The following is a 21,767-nucleotide window of genomic DNA, read 5'->3' on the forward strand; positions in this document are numbered from 1 at the left end:
AAGGGGTTTAATGGAAAGAATGTCCTTTGGCGGAAACTAGGCCTTTTTTCTCCTAAAGTAGAAAGATGCGGCAATGCCCGAACAAAAAATGCCCATGATCACAGTGGATGGCTCGGGAACCACAGCCACATAAATATCTCCCGCTTGGGCTCCAAAACTTACCCCATCGCCCACAAAGAGGGTGCCGGTCAATCCAGCGCCGAGGTTCGTCACAGTGAGTCCGCTAGTAATTTCTCGCCCGGATGCTCCACCCAAGACCAGACCCTGCCAAGTGTCTGCAGCTTCGGTAGAAGTCGCTAACCCATCGAAGAGCCGATAGACACCCGCAGCACCGGTGCCTAGGAAGTTAATCGCATTACCGTTGAAGGCCACATCATCAACCGCAGAGTTGCTAATCACCAAAAGATCGCTGGCTCCGGGTATCAGGAACGTTCCGGCCGCACCGAGGGCGAACAGAAAGTCTGAGCCGGAAGCCATTGAGAGAATGTTAGCAGCCGTGCTCCCTCCACTATCTAGCGTCAGAGTGCCGATGCCAGCCCCCGGAGTGCCTGCGACAACTCCCGGAGCGAGGTGACCGCCGCTGGATACTGAGACAAATTGCTGGGTAGATCCGAGAACAGTCGGCCGAATTTGACCGGTGCCGCCGAGCGTCGCTCCGACCGTAATACTCCCGGTGCCTGTCGCTGAATTGGTACCACTTACCGCAGTGTTAGCCTCCAACGTGCCTGCGTTGATGAAGGTTCCGCCGGAGTAGGTATTGACGCCGCTTAATTTAACCACGCCGTTACCGACTTTCTTAATGAACTGATTGGTGTTCCCCGCTGAGCTGGAGATCACGTTGGTGAACGACACAGTGCCTCCAGAGGCGGAGGTGAGATTTAGACCGTTGTTCGCAGCCCCAATATTCGCGAGGTTAACGGTGCCGGAGTAAATCGAGGTCCCGGTCGTTTGTGAGCCTCCCACGGTGTATGAGCTGTTTGCACCAGCGTTGAAAGCGATGTTGGCAGGGGTCGAGAAGGCTCCGGTGGTGAACAGGCTTGCCTGAGTACTCACAGCACTACTACCCAAAGTTATATTCTGGCCACCCAAGGCTCCATTGTTGGCAATCTCAAGCGTTCCACCCCTCCAAACTGTAGTCGCTGAAAATGCATTGCTCCCCTCGAGTCTCAAAGTGCCGGTGTAAGGCGTAGTTGATGATTCAAGTTTGACGACAGCGAACCCGGACCCTGAGGCAATGCTGCCCGTGACAGTCATGCTACCGGTGCCCTGAATGGAAAGCACATCCGTAGTGGCACCAGTTCCGTTGGTCGTGTTTACACTACTGACGACAACAGGGGTGCTATTGGTAAGCGTCAACAAAGGACCCGTGGCATTAAGACTAATGCCTCCATTTAAATTCAAAACAGTCGTGCCGTTGTTAATGGTGCGCGCACTACTTGAAGAAAAAACAATTCGGGGAGCGATGTTGGTTGTCCCGCCGCCCGTCGTGATGATCGAAGTATCAATGGTAAAGACGGAAGAGGTCGCTGTGGTTATATTATAGTCGGCTTGGCTGTTGTCGATGTTAAGCGTCGCGATCTGAATATTGACATCTAGATTGGGATTCACGGCGGTGGCGACCGCCGCGAGGGTCGCATTGTCACCACCTGCGGATCCTGGATAGGGGGAAGCGCTCCAATTAGCATTGGTGTTCCAGTCAGAACCGGTGTTTAGCCAAGTGCCGGTAGCTGCCTGGGCCAGCGGAGAAAATGCGGTGATGAAAAGCCCGAGGCTGAGGGCGACGCATTTGGCGAGGGACGAGGTGGAATATTTGTTTTTCATAGGGAGGGAAGACAAAGCGGATAAGTATTGAGGCTTGGGTTCAGATGAAACTGAGCCAGTTTCCATCGACGCTGCGGCAGAAGTTGATCTAGGGAACGAATGTGTAACGACCATAGCAACCGCTTGGTTGGCAACCAAGAGATGGAGGTATCCCTATTTCGACATTGTATGATCTGTTTTTAAACATCCAGGAAGCTCAACGGAGTGAAGTAAACCTAAAATCCAAGAAGGACTTTCGACTTTGGAGAACTTGTTAACATTCCTGGGACGAAGAGGATAAACACAGTCTGCGCGGATTAGAGCGCGCGCATTGTGTCGTCAGAATCCAACCGTAGCTTACGGTGCCAAAAGACTTCCCTTCATCACTGCTAAAGCGACAGTTATAACAACCGCTACAATTCCATAGTTCCAGTTGGTTAGTAGCCGTCTAAAGAAAAGCGCCTCCCCACGCGAATGGAGAAGCGTTTTCGATTTAGCCTTTATGTTTTAGAGGCTGCGACGGCGGGCGCGCTGCACGCCGATTAAAATCCCGAATCCGCCGATTATCATCGCATAGGTGGATGGCTCGGGGACCGCAACGACATTGAGATAAATATCTCCAGCTTGAGTTCCAAAACTTCCCCCATCGCCCACAAAGAGGGTGCCGGTCAATCCCGCAGCGAGATTCGTCACAGTAAGTCCGCTAGTGATTTGACGAGTGGATACTCCACCCAGAGTCAAACCCGCCCAAGTATCTGAAGCTTCAGTAGAAGTCGCTAGCCCATCGAAGAGCCGATAGACACCCACCGCTCCAGTGCCTAGGAAATCAATCGCGTTCCCATTGAAAGCCACATCGCTAGCCGCAGAGTTGCTAATCACTAGAAGATCGTTGGTTCCATCTACTGCAAACGTTCCGGCAACACCGAGGGCAAACTGAAAGTCTGAGCCGGAAGCCATTGAGAGAATGTTAGTAGCCGTGCTCCCTCCACTATCTAGCGTCAGAGTGCCGATGCCAGCCCCCGGAGTGCCCGCGACAACTCCAGGAGCGAGATGACCGCCGTTCGATACCGAGACAAATTGCTGATTCACGCCTAGAACACCTGGCCGAATCTGGCCAGTGCCGCCGAGCGTCCCCCCAATGAAAACCGTTACATTCCCCGTGCCTGTCGACGAGTTAGTGCCGCCTACTACAGTATTAGCCTCCAACGTGCCTGCATTGATGAGGGTCCCGCCGCCGTAGGTATTTACGCCGCTTAACTTGACCACGCCGTTACCAATTTTCGTGATGAAGTGAGCGGAATTTGCCAGGCTGGATATCACGTTGGTGAACGATACTGTGCCTCCAGTGGCGGCGGTGACATTTAGACCGTTGTTCACAGCTTGAAGAGCCGTGAGGTTAACGGTGCCGGAGTAAGTCGATGTCCCGCTTGTCTGCGAACCTCCAAGAGTAAATGAAGTGTTTGCACCGCTGAAAGTGATGTTGGCAGGGGTCGAGAAGGCTCCAGTTGTGAGCAGGCTTGCCTGAGTACTTACAGCGCTACTACCCACAGTTATATTTTGGCCACCCAAGGCTCCATTGTTGGCAACCTCGATCGTTCCACCCCTCCACAATGTAGTCGTCGAAAATGTATTGCTCCCCTCGAGTCTCAGAGTGCCGGTGTAACCCGCAATTGGTACAGCAAGACTGATGGTATTGAACCCAGCCCCTGGGGCAATGCTGCCCGTGACCGTCATGCTGCCGGTGCCCTGAATGGAAAGGACATCGTCCGCTCCGGGGCCGTTGCCCGTGGTTATACTACTCACGACAATAGGCGTGCTATTGGTGAGCGTCACCACAGGCCCTTGGCCAATAAGACTAATGCCACCATTCAAGTTTAGAGTAGTCGTACCGTTGTTAATTGTACGTGCACCAGATCCAAAAAGGATTTGGGGAGCGATGTTGGTCGTCCCGCCGCCAGTCGTGACGATCGAAGTGGCAATGGTAAAGACGGAGGAGGTCGCCGTGGTAATATCATAATCGGCCTGGGTGTTATCGATGTTAAGTGTATTGATCAAAATACTAACATCGAGATTGGGATTCACGGCGGTGGCGGCCGAAGGGAGCGTAGCAGTCTCACCACCAGCGGTTCCAGGATAGCTGGCACCACTCCAATTCGCATTGGTGTTCCAGTCAGAACCTATATTGAGCCAATTGCCGGTAGCTGCCTGCGCCAGCGGAGAAAATGCTGTGATGGAAAGCCCGAGGCTGATGGCGACGCATTTGGCAAGGTCCAAGGTGGAATTATTTTTCATAAGGGGGAAACGGGGGGAAGTGGTTAATGTGTACGATCAATAGCGACCTTTTGTTTGAAAACAAGGTATGGAGGTTTCCTATCTTCGACATTGTATGATCTCTTTTTCTACATTCTCGAAACTCAAGGGCGGCAAATCACTAGATCCGATGGGCAATTGGGCCTAAAAGAACTGCAAAGGAGTGCGCACCTAATGGACGCCAAATTTCCAAAAATTCTCCAAAGCCGCACGCAATCCAGTTTGCGGATTATGTCGACATCAGATAACCAAAAGGGTAAGTTTGTCGCACCCCCCCCATGAATTCGTTTCGCCCCCCCGATTATTCTACCCCTGCTCTGCGTTGGAGCTGCCTCCGCACAGATATACTCTGGATCTACGACGGCCCTGTGGCGGCAGAGTCATTATACGTAGCAGCAGATCATCGTTTTGCGGAATGGGTCTGGCTCATTAGAGCTGGCAGCGTGAGTTTGAAGATGGGCAACCAGACCACTGTCGCTCACGCCAATCAATGGCTGGTGTCTCCCCATGGCTCGACGCTTCAAGAATTTTCTTCCGATGCCCACATCCTCTCTGTTCATTTCCGATGCCAATGGCCTTCCGGAGAGAATTTGTTCACGGAAAACAATGCGGTCGTCCTTGATGCCGAGAAGTTTCCTCGTCTGGAGAGAAGCGCTTACCGATTGGAAAGGCTGGTTCGCAAACACTTTCCCGGGGTACGCCTGGAGTTTCTTCAGCAGACGACGGAATATCCGGTGTTTCTGAAAATCCAGCAAAGATTCCTGCAATGGATGATCGATTATTACGATGCCATGTCACACGAAGGGAAGATTCTTTCTCGTGCGGGTGGGGGAGATGAACGTCTTTGGCGCGCTGCAGAATGCCTGCACACCGTGCCTCTCGACAGCTCGTTTCCCGCCGCTCATCTCCAGCGCGAGACCTCGTTGGGAAGAGCCCAACTGGATCGTCTATTCCTCAAGGAATTCAACACCACACCCTACGAATACTGGGAACAATTGAGGCACGAATCAGCGGTCAGGAGCCTCGAGGCAACGACCATGTCCATTAAGGAAATCGGCTATCGGCTGGGATTCAAACAACCCTCCCACTTTACCAAATGGTTTTCCCGACGCATGGGGTCCGCACCGCAAGATTATCGCCTGCACGCAGCAAAATCGCCTCACCATAAAATAGAGACCAGACCTCCAGCCTTTCTCGTCGAGAAATTTCCAAAAATACCTGTTTAGCCATTGTCTGCCCTTTAGCCCCTGTTCTTGGACCCTCCAAGGATCTGGGATGGCTTTATTCTTGAGTGCATATTTGGGTGCACGAGGCTGAAGATGCTACCCGCCGCTTGAAGGAGTCACTGACAGACTGACTCTCATCTAGAGACCGTAACGGCTTGATTGCATCGGAAGATGTTAGCTTTGAGTGTCACGGCCATTCAAGCTATCCGGTCTTCGCACCAGAAATCTTTCGGCTCGACTGGTCCGGAAGGACAGGAGGAGGCTACGGGCACTGGTGCTGAAACAGGCCGAGGCGCTGGCAGACTCGTGGACCCTTGGCTTGAGCCATAGAACACCGCTGCCCGAAAATCGATTATGGTAGCGCGGCTCATCGAGCAGTCACGAGATACAAGCTGGCTTGAGGTTTCAAGAAAACATGACATGCTCCGATTCATTGAAGGACAAAATTAAGACTGATCCTACCCGCAATATGTCTGCGCACATGGCCGAACGTCAGTGAATATGCCTTAACTATTGCCTTAAGATAAGCATTCAAAACGCTGATAATCGACGCAGGTCGTTCAAATCACTGTCTCCATAGTTCAACGGATAGAACGAGGGTTTCCTAAACTCTAGATCTGGGTTCGATTCCCGGTGGAGACACTCTTTTGGATTGTTTTCCACTCATTCGTGAGAAAGATCAGCCATTTTTCCAAAAAAACATTTGTCACAAACGAGAATCGGTGGTTTATAGCTCGAACTCCCCAGTTACTTCATATTCTCCCCGACTATGTTCATCATGTTTTCCCTCATCGGAGCTGTCTTTTTGACCGGCTCCCTAATGCTCTTGTGGGCCAATTTCAATGCTGTCGAAGGCTACGAAGACGAAGAGGGTTTTCATACTGGCCGCCGTTCCAAGCGCTAGGCACTTTTTCTCGCCTGATAAAGGCTAACGATGCCGCCCGCCAGTTGCCGTGATTCGGATGCAACTCCGCCCACTTGCTCCATGAGACCGGTCATTTGCCTGCCGCTCGGAAAAGCCTCGATGGATTCGCCCAGATAATCGTAGGCGCACTTTTCTCCAGTTAGCAGGCCAGCGAGACGCGGGAGAAAATGCCGCAGATAGAGGCGATAGGGGAGCCTGAGAAAATTGCACGGCATCGAGAAATCCAGAACGAGTAAGAGTCCGTTGGGCTGGAGGACGCGCAGGAATTCACGCAGCGCCGTCTCGTAGGACGCCATGTTGCGGAGCCCAAAGGCCACGGTGAGCACGTCGAATGTGTCATTGGCAAAAGGCAGCCGCGTGCCATCGGCACCTGTGAGATTCGGCACGTTTTTCAACTTGGCTTCGGCGAGCATGGGCAGGCAAAAATCGGCCGCGACGACTTCCGCTTCCGGGCAATATTTTGCCAGGGTCAATGCCAGATCGCCGCTGCCTGTGGCCAGATCGAGGATCAGACGGGGCCGGTGGGCCGCTGCGATTTTGCCAATCCGCCGACGCCAGCCGTAGTCGAGGCCGAGACTAAGAACATGATTCGCCAGGTCGTAGCGCCGGGCGATTTTCCCGAACATCGTCTGAATGAAGACCGGATTCTGCGGGTGGGCTTCCATTCAATTCGAGGGCTGGGAAAGAAGCGTGTCGGCTTGCGGCGTGCGCCAGTCGGCGAGACCGAAGACGCGCACGCGCTGGTTTTTGCCTTTGAGTTGACGCTCCCCGAGGTCGTTCAGGGCGGGTTGCGGACGAAGTTCATTCGCAAAATCTTCGGAGAGAACGATGTCCTGGTTTAGCTCCTTCATCACCGATTCGAGCCGGAAAGCCGTGTTCACCGCATCGCCGATAATCGTGGCATCGCGCTGGGCCACGAGTCCGATATTTCCACAAGTGACCGGGCCAAAGTGCAATGCGACTCCCACGCGAAACCGTGCATCCGTCTCCAGCCAGGTGCGCTTCTCGGTTGCCGCGAGAAACTTCTGCCCCACAGCCAGCGCGGCGGCGCATTCGACCCCTGAGATCGTGCCCTGACTCGGCTTCGGCCAGTAGGCGAGAATGGCGTCGCCGATAAATTTATCAATCGTGCCGCCGGAGAGATTGACGATATTTCCCGCCTCCGCAAACCAGCTCCCGAGGCCGCGCGCCAGCAGATCGGGAGTCGTCGTTTCCGCCACGGTGCTGAACCCCCGGATGTCGCAGACGAGGATCGCCACGTGCTGGATCGACGAATCCGTGCCCGCTCCAGTCGTGCCAATGGTCACATCGACGACGCCATCGCCATCTGAGTCGCCTTCTTCAAAGGTCTCGAAACGCAGCTCGTGATTGGAAATGCGGATCACGGCATTTTGCTCGAGCGTCACCGGAGTAACAACGCGATGGCCGTTGACATAGGTCCCGTTGCGACTGCCGAGATCCATCAATTGATATTGAACTCCGTTGAAGCAGCGAATGAGCGAATGCTGCCGCGAGACGCGCGGATCGGACGACAGACAGACCGTGTTGTCCGGCGTGCGGCCGATGGTGGCGGTGTTGCCGATAATGATTTCAAAAGGTTCCCCGGAAGGCGGCGAAACGTGGACGCGGGCTGGCATGGGGCAGACATTGCACGATTTCGCCAGTGGTGTCCATCGGTGCGACTTGCGAAGCGACGTTGCATTTCTCCCCGTGAGCGGATTACATCACGGGCACCAATGGCCGAGGCGCAGCGATTCCAGCATTACGAAGTCGAGATGAAGCCCGATGGCGCTCCCTTCGAGTTGGGTCGGGGCGCGATGGGGATCACTTACAAAGCCTTCGACACCAACTTGCGCTGTCCCGTCGCGTTGAAAGTCATCACGCATAGCTACCTCGGCAGCGAGGTGGCGCAGCAACGTTTCTTTCGCGAGGCACGGGCAGCGGCGGCGTTGCGGCACCCAAATGTCGCGTCGGTCTTCCACCTCGGGCAGGAGGGCGAAAATTTCTTCTACGCGATGGAGTTCGTCGAGGGCGAAACCGTGGACGCGCTCCTGCGGCGCGAAGGTCCGATCCCGGTAGCGAAAGCTCTGCAGATCGCACTGCAAGTCAACCGCGCGCTGGGCGCCGCCGACAAACAAGGCCTCGTCCATCGCGACCTCAAGCCAGCCAACATCATGATCCAGGCCGACTCGGAGAACGAGCTGCTGGTGAAATTGATCGACTTCGGCCTGGCCAAATCCGCCGTGCGCGACGCCAGCGAAGCGACGATCACGATGCAGGGTTTCCTCGGCACGCCGCACTTTGCCAGCCCGGAGCAACTCGAGGAAAAAGACGTCGATATTCGGTCCGACATTTACTCTTTGGGCGTCACGCTCTGGTGCATGTTGCTGGGGAAAACGCCCTACTCCGGCTCGCTCGCGCAAGTCATGAGCCAGCATCTTTACAAGCCGGTGCCGCTCGATCAACTCGTGGGTTTCAGCCCGAGCGTCGCCGCCTTGTTGCGTCACATGCTGGAAAAAGACCCGGCCCGGCGTCCGCAGAATCCCATGGAACTCCGCCGGGAAATCGAGGACTGCCTGGAGACGCCGCAACTGCAAGCTCCGTTGGCGGCCGCGAGCATGGAAAACTTCGAGACACTCGCAGAAACCATCGCCGAACCACTTCAAACACCCGCCGGAGCACTTCAAACACCTGCCGGAGTGGTTCAAACGCCTGCCGGAGCGGTTCAAACACCTGTCGGAGCGGTTCAAACACCTGTCGGAGCACTTCAAACACCTGCCGGAGTGGTTCAAACATCCGCCGGAGTGCGCCAAACGGGAAAAGGAGTCGTCTTGATCCTCCTCGCGTTGCTCTTTTTCGGGGCTCTCGGTGGTGGAGCCTGGTTGGTCTTGCAGAAAATCCTCCAGCCACATTCGACTCCGACTCCCATCGCGGAGGCGACGCCCACGGCGACTCCCGTAGTTGCCAGCCCGACGGCGACTCCGATCGTTGCCACGCCTCTGCCGACGCCGGACCCGGAGGCGGTGTTTCAGGAGGCATTCGCTCGGGCGCAATCGCTCAATTCCGATGGAACTCAAGCGGCGGCCCAGATGCAGGCTTATCTCGATTTGCTCCAAAAATACCCCGGTCGGAGTGAGATTCGCACGCGGCTCGAAGGCATGACGGCGCGTCTCATTCGCGACGAATCGCCCTTGGCGCCCGGCGAGTTTGAGAAACTCCACAGTGCATTGGAACTCGCCGCCAAGTCGGGCATCGTTCGCGCCGAATTGTTGCTCGCGCAAAACATCCGCGCCAACGAACCGGATCGTGCGCTGGATTTATACGAAGCCGTCGCCCGCACCGGCGATGTCTCGGCCATGCGCCAAGGCGGGCTGCTTTACTCCAATCGCAATCGACCCGGCGACATGCTGCGAGCCGTGGGGTTGTTTGAGCAAGGGGCCGCGCTGGGCGATGCCGGTTGCAAACTGGCCGCCGGCGAGACGTATCTGCTGGGCAAAGGCGTGCCGCGCGACGTCTCCAAGGGACTCGCCTACCTGCAGGAAGCCGCTGCCAGCGACGAGCCGCGCGCCTGGGATAAATTGGGCGATTACTACAATCGCGAGAAGGATTTCCCGAAGGCGCTGGAGGCATTTACGCGGGCTCGCGCCCTCGGCTGGACTCCGGCGCTGGCGAATCTCGGTGCGCTTTATATCAATGGCAGCGGGGTGCCGTCCGATCCAAAGCAGGCCGACGCGCTCTTCGCCGAAGGGGCCGCGAAAGGCGATGCGCGGGCGATGTTTTTTCATGCCCAATGTCTGCAATCGGGCTTGGGCACGACGAAAAATCTGGAGGACGCCCGCTCTTGGTATCGCAAGGCGGCGGCTGCCGGAGACAAGCGCGCGGCGGATTGGCTGGAGAAAAACGGCGGATAAGGTTCTCACTCGACTGACGTTTTTTCGCTGGCAAACCGGTCTTTTTCCCGCCTAATCTGCGCTCAACTATGAAAAACCCCACCATCAAGGCTTCTGCCTGCGTCGCCACACTCGCCCTCTTCGTCACCGGTTGCGAAAATCTCTCGCCCGGTGCCAATGCCGCCCTGTTCGGGGGTTTGAGCGGAGTCGGAGCCGGGACCATCGCCCGCAGCGCCGGAGCCAGCACGAACGAATCCCTCGCCATCGGAGCCGCCACCGGCATCGCGACGGCCATCGTCGTTTACATCGTCGCCAAGCATCAGGCCACGGAGCGTCAGCATCAGATCGCCGAGGAGCGCGCCCGCATCGCGGCAGCTCGTTTGGAACGTCAAAGAGCCGCGCAGGCTTCCGCCAAAAAGAAACGCAAGAGCCGTTACATCGCGGTGGATACGGAGCGCAATTCCGAGAGCACCGGCAAAAAATCGGTGATGATTTTCGACACAGAATCGAAGGAAATCGTGGGCAACAATGTCTATGACGTGCAATCGACTCCGGCCAAGGGCGAGGTGGCGAAGTTTGATACGTATTCCGCCGAATACGTCGGCACGGGTGCTTAGAATCGACTCAAACTGAAACGAAAACACCGGCTGTGAGCGAACTCATGCAGCCGGTGTTTTTGCGTTTGGGAGTGATCCGAGTGGGATCGGAATATTACTCGAATGCCGTCGCGACGAGCGTGGCGTTGTGACCGCCGAAGCCGAAGGAATTGTTGACGACGACTTTGACTTTGGCCTCGCGGGCTACATTAGGAACGTAGTCGAGATCGCAGGCAGGATCCTGGTTTTCCAGATTGATCGTCGGCGGGAGAATGCCGTCGCGCATGGCCATGATGCAGGCAGCCATTTCGATGGCACCGGCGGCACCGAGGGTGTGGCCGGTCATGGATTTGGTGCTGCTGACGGCGATTTTTCCACCGTTTGCAGGGATGGCTGCGTCGCCAAATGCGAGCTTGATCGCCTGAGTTTCCGCAATGTCGCCGAGTCCGGTGGAAGTCGCGTGGGCGTTGATGTAATCGACCTCGTCGGGATTCACCCCGGCGTGTTTCAGCGCCAGAGTCATGCAACGTGCGACGGATGATCCATCGGGGCGCGGACTGCTCATGTGGTAGGCGTCGGCGGTGACGCCGTAGCCGGCGAGTTCGCAATAAATCCGGGCTCCGCGAGCCTTGGCGTGTTCCATTTCCTCGAGGACGAGAACGCCCGCGCCTTCGCTGAGAACGAAGCCATCGCGCCCCAAGTCAAATGGACGGCTGGCGCGCTCTGGGTCGTCGTTGCGCGTGCTCATCGCCTTCATGTTGTCGAAACCGGAGATGCCGAGCGGAACGCAAGCCGCCTCGCTGCCACCGGCGAGAAAACCGTCGGCGTCGCCAAACTTGATGATGCGCCAGGCTTCGCCGAGTGCGTTGTTTGCGGTCGCGCAAGCCGAGACGACGCTGAGGTTCGGGCCCTGGAAATTGAACTCCATGGAAATGATGCCGCTCGCCATGTTGGAGATCATCATCGGGATCATGAACGGACTGACGCGACCCGGACCTTTTAGAATGAGGTTGGTGTGCTGCGCCTCCAGCGTGCCGAGGCCGCCGATGCCGCTGCCGACGATCACTCCGAAACGGGTGACATCGATTTTTTCGAGATCGAGCCCGCTGTCAGCGACTGCCATCTTGCTCGCCGCCATGCCAAGCTGGGTGAAACGATCCGCGCGCCGCGAGTCCTTCGGGTTGGCGAAGAAGGGAACTGGATCGAAGTTTTTAACCTCGCCCGCGATCTTGCAGCCGTAGCCCGTGGTGTCGAAAGCCTGGATGAGACCGACGCCGCTGCGGCCGTGTTTCAAGCTGTCCCAAAACGTGGGAAGATCATTTCCAACGGGGGAAATGACGCCGATGCCAGTGATGACGACTCTGCGAGTATTCATGGGAGTGTGGGCGAGATGAGGGATTAGCGGGTGCCCATTCCGACGCTTTGGACGGTCTGGAAGAGCTTGCCCTCGGTCTTGATCGACGGGGCAATGATGATTTCGGTTTCCTGAAACTCGCGAATGCTGGCCGCGCCGACGTTGCCCATGCAAGTCGTGATGGCACCAACGAGATTTTGTGAGCCGTCATCGACTTCCGCCGGGCCGAAGAGGATTTGTTTGAGCGAGCCGGTGGTGCCGACTTTGATACGGGTGCCGCGAGGCAGATTCGCGTGCGGCGTGGCCATGCCCCAGTGGTTGCCTTTGCCGGGAGCTTCCTGCGCTTTGGCGAAGGCGCTGCCGACCATGACGGCGTCGGAACCGCAGGCGAGCGCCTTGCAAACGTCGCCGCCCTTGCTCATGCCGCCGTCGGTGATGATCGGGACGTAGCGTCCGGTTTGCTTGAAATATTGGTCGCGAGCCGCTGCGCAATCGACGGTGGCGGTGACCTGTGGCACGCCGAGTCCGAGGACGCCACGCGAGGTGCAGGCCGCTCCGGGTCCGACTCCGATGAGGACGCCAGCGACGCCGCATTGCATGATTTCGAGAGTCACGTCGTAGCCGACAGTGTTGCCGATGATGACGGGGATTTTCAGTCCTGCGCAGAATTTCGCCAGTTCTAGCGACTGGTATTCGGTGGAAATGTGGCGAACCGTCGAGACGGTGCTTTGGACGACGAAAAGATCGGCTCCCGCTTCCTGGGCGATGGCGGCGTAACGGTCCGCTTTTTGCGGAATGGAACTAACCGCTGCAAAACCACCACCTGCCTTGATTTCCTGCACGCGCTTCGCAATGAGGTCTTCGCGGATGGGTTCGAGATAAATCTTTTGGAGCAGTCCGGTGACGTGATCTTTGTCGGCCTCGACCACTTGCTGAAGGACTTCGTCGGGGTTTTCGTAGCGAGTTTGGACGCCTTCGAGGTTCAGAACAGCGAGACCGCCAAGCTTGCCCATGGCGATGGCGAAACGCACGTCGACGACGCCGTCCATGGCGCTGGCGAGAATGGGAATGCTGAGTTTGAGGGGTTCCGAATCGCGCCGCGGGACTTGGAATGAGATGTCCACCTCATTGGGGTTGATGGTGATGGCACCGGGGACGAGGGCGATCTCGTCGAAGCCATAAGTGACCCGTGCCTTGCGATTACGTCCGATCCACATTCCCATAAATAATTGGTTTTGAAAAAGTTAAGTTGCGTTGTTTTAGCTGTTGCCTCGTTCATTGAGGCTGCCACATTTCGGACAGCGCGGCAGGGGGTTGTCGCTCCGGTCTTCAAAGGGGAGTGCGCAAATTATACATTGCAGCCGGTAACGCAAGACTTCGCTTTCTCTTCTTTTGCGGATCCAATTGGCCCAAAGCCAGAGCGTCATGATAAAAATCAGGCCGAAAACGACATAGGCTGGCAGGAGCAAATGCAGCGGGATGCGAATCATGGCGCGGCTTTTTTCCAGATTTCACCGCCCCAATGGATTTGAACCCAGCCGCTGGTCTGGCTGTTTTTCAGCGCGACTTGCGAAGCCATCAGCCACTGGCGCGCATAACTATCCAACTCGTCGTGCCCCGATGACTGGAGCAGGAAAAAGGCTTTTTCGCCATATGGCCCGGCACTGGTGATGAGAAATTGCGCAGGCGTGGGGAGTTCGCCGTTGATCGCGGGTGGGGAAAATGGCCTTGAAAAATCGAGTTCGATGGAGGGTGACGGGACGACTTTGGAAGTGAGGATCGCCACTTTTTTCGTCACGGTTCCCACATTCGACTGGAAGTCCGGCACCGGTCCCGGCGGAAAAAACGACTGGTGATGCAGCGAATTGGTTTCTCGAAGGACAGGCAGCGGCTCGGGCAGGACTTTTTCGTAACTTGGCTGATAAGGCGGGGTGTCGAAAAGGTGCGGCGGCTGCGGCGACTCGCTTTGAAAAGCGATGGCGGCGGGATCGTGGTTTTCGATCCACTCGAGCACAGGCAGATCGCGAGAGTTATTGGGATCGAGAACGGTCAGCCGCGCACTGGCAATGAGCTTTTTTTCCGGCTCGGGGACGGAGGCTTGGACGAGGTAGAAAGCCATTCCGTGGATAAAAACCGCACCCAGAATCATGCTGGGCAGCACCCAGTCTTGCGCGCGCAGCCGGGGAGTGGAAAAAATGGGCTGCCACTTCATGGCGTTGCGTCGATCAATGCGTGGCTGGCTTCATCATTCCACCAGCCATGACGACGCGATAGCCGCGCTCCAGAGCCAGATTGGTGACGGTCATGACTCGTTCGTAGGGCACCGCGCGATCCGCTTTCACGATCAGGGTGGCGGAGGGAGTGTCTTTTTTGTTGCTGAGCAAGGTGTCCAATTGAGCTTGGGAAACGAGTTGATCGCGGAAGAAGATGTTGTTTCCGACGATGCTGATGATCTGGTTGTGGAGGGCCGGTTCGACCGTGAAATTCGAGGTCGGGAGTTCCACAGTTATCCCGGGTTGCGAGACGAAGGTGGCCGTGAGGACGAAAAAAACGAGGACCGCAAACAAGATGTCGAGCAGCGGAATGATCTGGAAGAGGAACGGCGAAGTCCTGTGGGTGCGAGTGAGGCGCATAAACTAAGGCCCGGCAGCGGAGTTTAGAGACCGAGTTTTTTTGTCTGCTCTTCGAAGCTGATAATGTCCGTTTTCAGATGCGTCGGGTCGGTGAGCAGATTCACGATTTCGATGCCAGCGCGTTCCATGTCGTGCATCAGACGGTCCACTCGAGCGGACAAATATTGGTGTCCGACAAAGGCCGGGATGGCGACGGCGATTCCGGCTGCCGTGGTGAGCAGGCTTTGATAAATCGCTCCCGAAATATCGATCGCGGAGGCGTAGCCGTTGTTCGAAGAAATCGTGGAAAAAGCTTGGAGCAATCCGGTGACTGTTCCCAAAAAACCGATCATTGGCGTGATGAAGGTGATCGTGGAAAGCGCGGGCAGATGTTTCTCCAGCAGAGGCACTTCCAACTGGCCTGCTTCCTGGACGATCTCCTTGAGGTCGGCGCGCGAACTGTTGTGACGCAGGATGGCGGCATGCAGGACACGCGCGACGGGGACGTGAGTCACGGCGCATTCATGACGCGCTTCGGCGAAGTTTTTGCGTCGGATCAGGCTGGCGAGGCCATTAAGAAATTCCGAGACTTCAATGAAACTCCGATGGAAAAAAAAGAAGCGCTCCAGAAAAATGCCTGTGGCCAGAACACTGCAAAATACGATCACCCACATCAACACGCCACCTCTTTGCATCAACTCGATCATGGCTCTTTAATTACGCCAAGTCAGATGCGGTGTAAAAACAAAAAAGGCACCGGATTTCTCCGGTGCCTTGTTGAGAATATTATCAGTTAGGGTGCCAGCGGATTAACTGGTAATTGAGTGGCCGATAGCCAAGTCGATGATGTGGCGAAAATGTCGCCTGTCGCTCCGCCTGCTGTTCCTACCGGACCATACACCTTGAAATCGGTAGAGCGCACGGTTTCTACTTTGCCGCTTTGGTCGACACGAATAACAATCGCCTTTTTGCCTTCCCATACGCCGCCTTTTTCAGTTTGTTGAGCAGAATATATTCCAACAGCATCAGAAAAACCGTCTGCCACTAAAGGAAAAGAACCGTTGGATGTATCTGTCAGATTTGTGACGTAAGCCATGCTGTTTTCGCCCTTTGCCAGGCGGGCTGCGTCACCGGGAGTCGTGCCAATATTTTCATCAGGACTATTGGGTGACCAAGCTGATTTCTTGACTGCAAAAATCTTTTCAGACGGCACATACTGCGGGATCAATTGCTTAAAGGCAGCATTTGAATCAATGATTTCGCCTGTATCAAAGGCACCACTCGTGGCCGTGTAGGTGCTAAATTTGGGAAAAGTTCCATCAAAGTCACCGGCATACAGCTTTAAGCCGAGACCGATTTGCTTGGCATTGGAAAGCACTTTGGTTTGTTCAGCATTGACCTGAACTTTCTGGAAAACGGGCAGGGCGATGCCGGCAAGAATTCCAATGATGGTGATAACAACAAGCAATTCCACGAGGGTAAATGCGTTTCTGGATAGGGTCTTTTTCATGGTTGGTAGATAGGGAACAGGGTGACGCTATTATTCTGCGGTCCAGATGTCAAAGAAAGATTGGCCGTAAACTGTTCTTGGCTACTGCTTTGGCACTTACTTCTTCAGCCGGAAGCCAACAGTGGCGAGCGGCGGCAGGTTGATTTGCAAGCTGTGTTCCCGGCCCTGCCATGGCCAGAGATGGCTCGGGACTCCGCCGTAGTTGCCGATGTTGCTGCCGCCGTAAGTCTCGGCGTCGGTATTGAGAATTTCCTCATAGAAGCCAGCTTGGGGCACGCCTACTCGGTAGCCCTCGCGGGGAACCGGTGTTGCATTGATCACGAAAATGAGCAGCCCGCCAGTGCGATCGCGGCGGAGGAAAGCGATGACACTGTTGTCAGCGTCATGGAAGTCGATCCAGTCGAAGCCCTCGTAGCTGTCGTCGATTTCTGACAGCGCGGGCTCGGTTTTGTAGAGATGATTCAGATGCTGCACGAGCCGCTTCAAGCCGTCGTGCAATGGGAACTCGCAAAGATGCCAGTCGAGGCTTTTTGCGTAATTCCATTCACCCCACTGTCCGAATTCCTGGCCTTGGAAGAGCAGTTTCTTTCCCGGATGCGCATACATCCAGCCGTAAAAGAGGCGCAGGTTGGCAAATTTCTGCCACATGTCGCCCGGCATTTTTTGAATGAGCGATCCTTTCCCGTGCACCACTTCGTCATGGCTCAGCACCAGCACGAAATGCTCGTGAAACGCATAGATCATCGAGAATGTGATGTCGCCCTGATGATGCCGCCGATAAACGGGTTCCTTTTCCATGTAGGAGAGGAAATCGTGCATCCAGCCCATGTTCCATTTGAAGCCGAAACCGAGGCCGCCGAGGTAAGTCGGACGCGACACACCGGGCCAGGAAGTCGATTCCTCGGCCATGGTCATGATGCCGGGATGCTGCGCGTAGCAGACCTCGTTGAAGCGCTTCAGAAAATGGATTGCCTCCAGATTTTCGCGACCGCCGTGGACATTCGGCACCCATTCGTTAGCTTCTCGGGAGTAATCCAGATACAGCATCGACGCCACGGCATCGACTCGCAGGCCATCGATATGGTACTCCTCCAGCAGGAATAACGCGTTGCCGATGAGGAAATTTCTCACCTCATTGCGTCCGTAGTTAAAAATCAAAGTCCCCCAGTCGCGGTGCTCGCCCTGGCGCGGATCGGAGTGCTCGAAGAGCGCAGTTCCATCGAAATTGGCCAGTCCATGCGCATCTTTCGGGAAATGCCCTGGCACCCAGTCGAGGATGATGCCCACGCCGGCTTGGTGGCAGCGATCCACGAAATAACGGAACTCATCCGGGTTCCCAAAGCGGCTGGTGATCGCGTAATAACCCGTGACCTGATACCCCCACGATCCGTCGAAGGGATGTTCCGCCACGGGCATGAGCTCGATATGAGTGTAACCCATTTCGAGCACGTAACCGAGCAGGCGATCCGCCAGTTCGCGATAGCTCAGAGGCCGGTTGTCCTCCTCCCAGACGCGCTGCCAGGAGCCGAGATGCACCTCGTAAATGCTTACCGGCTTGTTCTGCCAATTCGTCTGCGCACGAGCGGTCATCCAATCCGCATCGGCCCAAGTGTAACGATTGAGATCGAACACCATCGACGCCGTTTTTTCACTGTGCTGGCCATAAAAGGCAAACGGATCGCTCTTCAACTGGATGGTGCCGTGGGCGCCGCGCACCTCAAATTTGTAATGACAGCCCTCGCCAACATTCGGGATGAAAATTTCCCAGATTCCGGCCTCGAGCAATTTCCGCATCGGATGCACGCGCCCGTCCCAGCCGTTAAATTCCCCGACGACGCTCACGCGCTGCGCGTTGGGTGCCCAGACGGCGAAGGCGACGCCCTCGACGCCGTCGATGGTGCGAAGATGCGCCCCGAGTTTTTTGTAGATCTGATAATGATTCCCCTCGGCGAAGAGATGCGTATCCAACTCGCCCAGGACGCGACCGAAGGAAAATGGATCGTCGATTACGAAAACGTCGCCGTGCCAGGGAGTGATTTGCAGCCGGTAGCGAACTGGTTTCGCGCCCACGCTGGCCTCGAAGAAGCCCTGATCGTTCACCTGCGGAGCCTCGGCAATGACTGCACCCGTTACGTCGAGAATTGAGACGGCTTTTGCATCGGGCCGGAAGACGCGGATCACATTCTGACTCCCGACTTTTTGCGGCCCCAGCGCCGAAAACGGGTCTTGGTGGGTAGCGGAGAGGAGCAAACGAAGGTCGTGATCAGCGAGTGTGGAATTCATGGGGTTTGGGGACGATGCAATAGTGGTAGAATGTGCTTTTGATGGATGGCCTGCCAATCGAAATCGCGCCGGATGAGCTGCCGGACGTGCGAACTTGGGGAGCTGGAGAAAAAATGGCTGATTTTCCGCGTAATTTCAATGGGCGATGTAGCGAGATCGAAGACAATGCCGTTTTCTGTGGCGAGATGCGCCAGCGGCTGGGTGGCGGAGGCGAAAATGGGGAGCCCGCGCAAGCCCGCCTCCAGCATGGGCAGGCCGAAACCCTCCTGTTCGCTGGGGAAAAACAAGGCGTCGGCGATGGCATAGAGCGGAGTGAGATCGGACTCAGCGACGGGCCTTTCGTCGGCAAGAAAGTGGATTTCCTCATTCAAATCTAACTCGGCCACGAGCGCGTCGAGTTCTTTGCGATACGCCGCCTGATCCCCGGAAAATGACTCCGCCGCGCCGGAAATGAGCAGGCGGGGGGTGAATCCGAGCCGCTTCAATTCGGATGCAACTTGAATGCCGAGCCCGATGTTTTTGCGGCGCAGCAATCGCGTCGGATGAAACAAAACTGGGAACGCGCCCGGCAATGCAGCCCGCAGTTTTGGTCGATTCTCCAGAAGCGCGCCCGCGAGTTCGCCGACGTTGTCGATGCCGTTGGGAACCACCGTTACGGACGCGTGGCCGGTGAGTTTCTGGTAAGCGATGGCGCGTTCCGGGGAAATGGCGACGACGTGGGCTCCCGTCGGATGCTGGCGCAGGAGGTCGTTTTCCGGGACGACGTAATAAGGATTCACCGCCGCCAGATCGTGAACCCAGGAAATGACGGGCAACGCGCTCGCGGCCAGCACGTGACACGCCGCTGTCGCCGCCGGGCAGAACGGCATGGTGAGGACGTTGTGGACGATGAGAAAACCGAGTTTTTGGAGTTGAATGAAACTCACAAAAGCGTCCCGATTCGAATGGAACTCGCCTGTGTTTTGAAACCCCGGCACCGCGAGCCACGGGAACTCGGCTGCCATTTCGCCCTGACTCCCATCGCAAAGCAGGATGACCTCGTGTCCGTCAATGCGGAAGAGTCTCGTGTGCGCCGCAACGATGCGCTCGACGCCGCCAATCGCCGGGGGCATCGAATAATGCAGCAGGCCAATTTTCATCCGTCCATCGAGTCTGGCACAAATCACCGTGCGCCGACAACCCACTTGATTCTGCGGAATCTTTGGTTATTATCGCACTCCGCTTTTCAGCCCAACGCCAGGGTAGCTCAGTGGTAGAGCAGGGGACTCATAAGCCCTTGGTCGGGAGTTCAATTCTCCCCCCTGGCACCAGCGGGTTTTCGGCAGTCGCGGTCGCGTAATTCTGCTAACCTGCCGCGACTATTGAGCTTTGTAATGGACGCTGACGTTGCGAAAGACATCCGCGCCGCGCTCGGCTGAGAAATAGAAGAGCTGCATCGAGCCGCTGTCGAGTTTCCATTGGTAGCCAACGACCGTCTCCGTGACGTCGCCCGTGGGGGCTTTCTGGCGCGCGATGAGCGTGCCAGGACCGTAGAGCTGCTCGATCTTCGTCCGCACCTCGCCGAGAAATGTATCGTAATGGGCCACGTCCCAAGTGGCGTCCTCGTATTGCAATTCCACCTCCGCGAGCGTGGCCGACTGGAAATAAAACAGCGTCCGCTTCAGTCGTGGCTGGAGCAAGCCCTCCACCGTCCAGACATCGCGCTCGCCGGATTTGCCCTTGCTCACAATCTTCGCGCCGGCACCCTGGAGCAGCGTCGAGAGATGATCGGGCGTCTCGCCCCAGGCGAGTCCAAAGGGAGGACGCACCTCCGCAGCCGGGAGATTTACGATCCCGCCCAGCATTGCCAGCCAACAAAAAAACAGGACCCGTCGCCACATCGATGTTCGCAGTAAAGAGGAGAAGACTGGCGGCGTCAATCGGTGGATTCCTTCTTAAAAGGATTTGGTCGAGCCTCTCGCTTCCGGTGCGAAAATGGATTAGCCGGGCCAGTTTTTACACTAGCCCGACCGGCTTGAATTCGTGTCCAGGAAGAACCGTCTTCAAGCGGGCATTGCCGAGATGTGCGGTGACCACTTCGCCGAGCACATCGCGGAAATCCGTCGTGTGCAAAAGGTCCCGCCCTTGGTGGAGCTGGTCCTTCGCGAGCCCCGGCCATTGGGAAAGAACCGGGCTGGATTTGCCTGCTCGATTGGAGAGATCGCCACCCACGGCCAACATGCAATTGGCCCAGCCGTGGTCGGTGCCGGCAGTGCCGTTTTCAGCGGCGGTGCGGCCAAAGTCGCTGATCGTGAGGAGCAATGTGTCGTTCATTTTCGAGCCGAGATCCTTCGTAAATGCCGCGATGGCGTCGGACAATCCGCCGACGAGATTGCCAAACGCGCCCTCGACGTTTCCCTGATTTTGATGCGTGTCCCAGCCGCCGTAATCGATCTCGACGACTTCGACTCCGAGTCCGCATTTGATCAGCCGCGCGGCTTCTGCGAGACGTTTGCCAATGGTCGTTTTCGGGTATTCAGCGCCTGGCGTATAAACGCCAGCAGTGGCGCGCTGGATCTGATGCATCCCGTCGAGCGTCGTCTGCGCGGTCTCGGCGAGAAGGTCGCGGGCGGCGTTTTTTTCCTGGCGCGGCTCGACGCAATACGCGTGTTCCAAGGCGGCGGAAATAGAGGCGTCGTCACTCTGTTTCGAGGACGGAAACGATAGATCAGAAATCCCTTCCAGCGCAAACGCCGGAGCTTTGCCGCGAAGAATCCTTGGGAGATTATCGCCGATGGAAACCGCCCGCACCGGGCCATGTCCCGTCGAGGTGAGCAAGTGGCGATTCAGCCAGCCATCGGAACTGACTGTGTTGCCGATGACCCCCGTTTCCCAGACGTCCTGCTCCTCGAAATGCGAGCGCGTATTCAGCGCATAACCGACCGCGTGGAGTCCCATCGCCGTGCCGTCTTTGAAGAATGGCAGCAGCGCCGCCGCCTTCGGATGCAGCCCAAAAAATCCGTCGATGTCGAGCGCGCCACCCTCGGTTCCGGGAGCTTTGATCCCGATGCTTTTGCGAATGGCGGCGTAACCAGGATCGGCAAACGGCACGAGAAAATTCAGCCCGTCCATGCCGCCGCGCAGAAAAATGACGACCAAAGTTTTTCCCTGGGTCACGATAGCTGGCGCGTTGCTGCCGAGAATGTTGCCCGGTGAAATGCCGCAGTAAAGGGCGAGAGCACCAGTGGATTTCAGGAAAAAACGGCGTGAGATATTCATGGT

General features: G+C 56.5%; 17 protein-coding genes and 2 tRNA genes. 5 read left to right on the plus strand and 14 right to left on the minus strand.

Translation table 11 applies throughout. The features are described 5' to 3' along the window. Positions 1-36 precede the first annotated feature (36 nt). Together ABIT76_05040 and ABIT76_05045 are read right to left on the minus strand one after the other, a co-directional pair. Positions 37-1,821, minus strand: coding sequence for an autotransporter-associated beta strand repeat-containing protein (locus tag ABIT76_05040; protein MEO7932507.1), 1,785 nt, complete (start codon positions 1,819-1,821; stop codon positions 37-39). A 486-nt stretch (positions 1,822-2,307) separates the two neighbouring features. Then, positions 2,308-4,092 (minus strand): autotransporter-associated beta strand repeat-containing protein, encoded by a 1,785-nt coding sequence (locus tag ABIT76_05045; GenBank protein MEO7932508.1) that lies wholly within the window; start codon positions 4,090-4,092, stop codon positions 2,308-2,310. 296 nt (positions 4,093-4,388) lie between these two features. Here ABIT76_05045 and ABIT76_05050 point away from each other — a divergent pair, with 296 nt between their 5' ends. Beyond that, a complete protein-coding gene (locus ABIT76_05050; protein ID MEO7932509.1) occupies positions 4,389-5,336 on the plus strand; it encodes a helix-turn-helix domain-containing protein in 948 nt (315 codons plus the stop codon). A gap of 570 nt (positions 5,337-5,906) precedes the next feature. Next, positions 5,907-5,978: transfer RNA gene (locus ABIT76_05055), tRNA-Arg, on the plus strand. 258 nt (positions 5,979-6,236) lie between these two features. On the opposite strand, the gene ABIT76_05060 is transcribed toward ABIT76_05055, so the two are convergent. Then, positions 6,237-6,926, minus strand: a complete 690-nt coding sequence (locus ABIT76_05060) for a ubiquinone/menaquinone biosynthesis methyltransferase (protein ID MEO7932510.1) — start codon at positions 6,924-6,926, stop codon at positions 6,237-6,239. Next, a complete protein-coding gene (locus ABIT76_05065) occupies positions 6,927-7,898 on the minus strand; it encodes an adenylate/guanylate cyclase domain-containing protein (GenBank protein MEO7932511.1) in 972 nt (323 codons plus the stop codon). A gap of 99 nt (positions 7,899-7,997) precedes the next feature. On the opposite strand from ABIT76_05065, the gene ABIT76_05070 reads away from it, so the two are divergent. Together ABIT76_05070 and ABIT76_05075 are read left to right on the plus strand one after the other, a co-directional pair. Beyond that, positions 7,998-10,172: a serine/threonine-protein kinase gene (locus ABIT76_05070; GenBank protein MEO7932512.1), complete on the plus strand. Its 2,175-nt coding sequence runs from the start codon at positions 7,998-8,000 to the stop codon at positions 10,170-10,172. Positions 10,173-10,240: 68 nt separating this feature from the next. Beyond that, a complete protein-coding gene (locus ABIT76_05075) occupies positions 10,241-10,768 on the plus strand; it encodes a hypothetical protein (GenBank protein ID MEO7932513.1) in 528 nt (175 codons plus the stop codon). A gap of 94 nt (positions 10,769-10,862) precedes the next feature. Here ABIT76_05075 and fabF read toward each other — a convergent pair whose 3' ends face one another. The 8 genes from fabF to ABIT76_05115 form a co-directional block, all read right to left on the minus strand. Further along, a complete protein-coding gene (gene fabF / locus ABIT76_05080) occupies positions 10,863-12,122 on the minus strand; it encodes a beta-ketoacyl-ACP synthase II (protein MEO7932514.1) in 1,260 nt (419 codons plus the stop codon). Between the two features lie 23 nt (positions 12,123-12,145). Beyond that, entirely contained in the window at positions 12,146-13,324 is a 1,179-nt protein-coding gene (locus tag ABIT76_05085; GenBank protein MEO7932515.1) for a GuaB3 family IMP dehydrogenase-related protein, read from the minus strand. Between the two features lie 263 nt (positions 13,325-13,587). Beyond that, entirely contained in the window at positions 13,588-14,313 is a 726-nt protein-coding gene (locus ABIT76_05090) for a hypothetical protein (protein ID MEO7932516.1), read from the minus strand. Positions 14,314-14,326: 13 nt separating this feature from the next. Continuing rightward, on the minus strand, positions 14,327-14,734 hold the full coding sequence (locus ABIT76_05095; GenBank protein MEO7932517.1) for a biopolymer transporter ExbD: 408 nt from the start codon (positions 14,732-14,734) through the stop codon (positions 14,327-14,329). A 23-nt stretch (positions 14,735-14,757) separates the two neighbouring features. Next, complete coding sequence (locus tag ABIT76_05100) at positions 14,758-15,420, minus strand: MotA/TolQ/ExbB proton channel family protein (GenBank protein MEO7932518.1); 663 nt, start codon at positions 15,418-15,420, stop codon at positions 14,758-14,760. A gap of 86 nt (positions 15,421-15,506) precedes the next feature. Further along, positions 15,507-16,223 carry a type II secretion system protein gene (locus ABIT76_05105; protein ID MEO7932519.1) on the minus strand — a complete coding sequence of 239 codons (717 nt, stop codon included), beginning with the start codon at positions 16,221-16,223 and terminating at the stop codon, positions 15,507-15,509. Positions 16,224-16,319: 96 nt separating this feature from the next. Further along, the gene (gene glgB, locus ABIT76_05110) at positions 16,320-18,506 is read right to left on the minus strand and encodes a 1,4-alpha-glucan branching protein GlgB (GenBank protein ID MEO7932520.1); all 2,187 of its coding nucleotides are present in this window, start codon (positions 18,504-18,506) and stop codon (positions 16,320-16,322) included. Beyond that, positions 18,503-19,645 (minus strand): glycosyltransferase family 4 protein, encoded by a 1,143-nt coding sequence (locus tag ABIT76_05115; GenBank protein MEO7932521.1) that lies wholly within the window; start codon positions 19,643-19,645, stop codon positions 18,503-18,505. Before ABIT76_05115 ends, glgB begins: the two co-directional genes overlap by 4 nt. A 96-nt stretch (positions 19,646-19,741) precedes the next feature. Between ABIT76_05115 and ABIT76_05120 the strand changes: the two genes are divergently transcribed. Continuing rightward, positions 19,742-19,816 (plus strand) — tRNA-Met (locus tag ABIT76_05120). Positions 19,817-19,864: 48 nt separating this feature from the next. Here ABIT76_05120 and ABIT76_05125 read toward each other — a convergent pair. Both ABIT76_05125 and ABIT76_05130 read right to left on the minus strand, forming a co-directional pair. Next, a complete protein-coding gene (locus ABIT76_05125) occupies positions 19,865-20,314 on the minus strand; it encodes a hypothetical protein (GenBank protein MEO7932522.1) in 450 nt (149 codons plus the stop codon). A 187-nt stretch (positions 20,315-20,501) separates the two neighbouring features. Then, positions 20,502-21,764 carry a DUF1501 domain-containing protein gene (locus ABIT76_05130; protein ID MEO7932523.1) on the minus strand — a complete coding sequence of 421 codons (1,263 nt, stop codon included), beginning with the start codon at positions 21,762-21,764 and terminating at the stop codon, positions 20,502-20,504. Positions 21,765-21,767: the final 3 nt, after the last annotated feature.

Source organism: Chthoniobacterales bacterium (assembly GCA_039930045.1).
In the GTDB taxonomy this organism is placed as follows: Bacteria; Verrucomicrobiota; Verrucomicrobiia; order Chthoniobacterales; family DASVRZ01; genus DASVRZ01.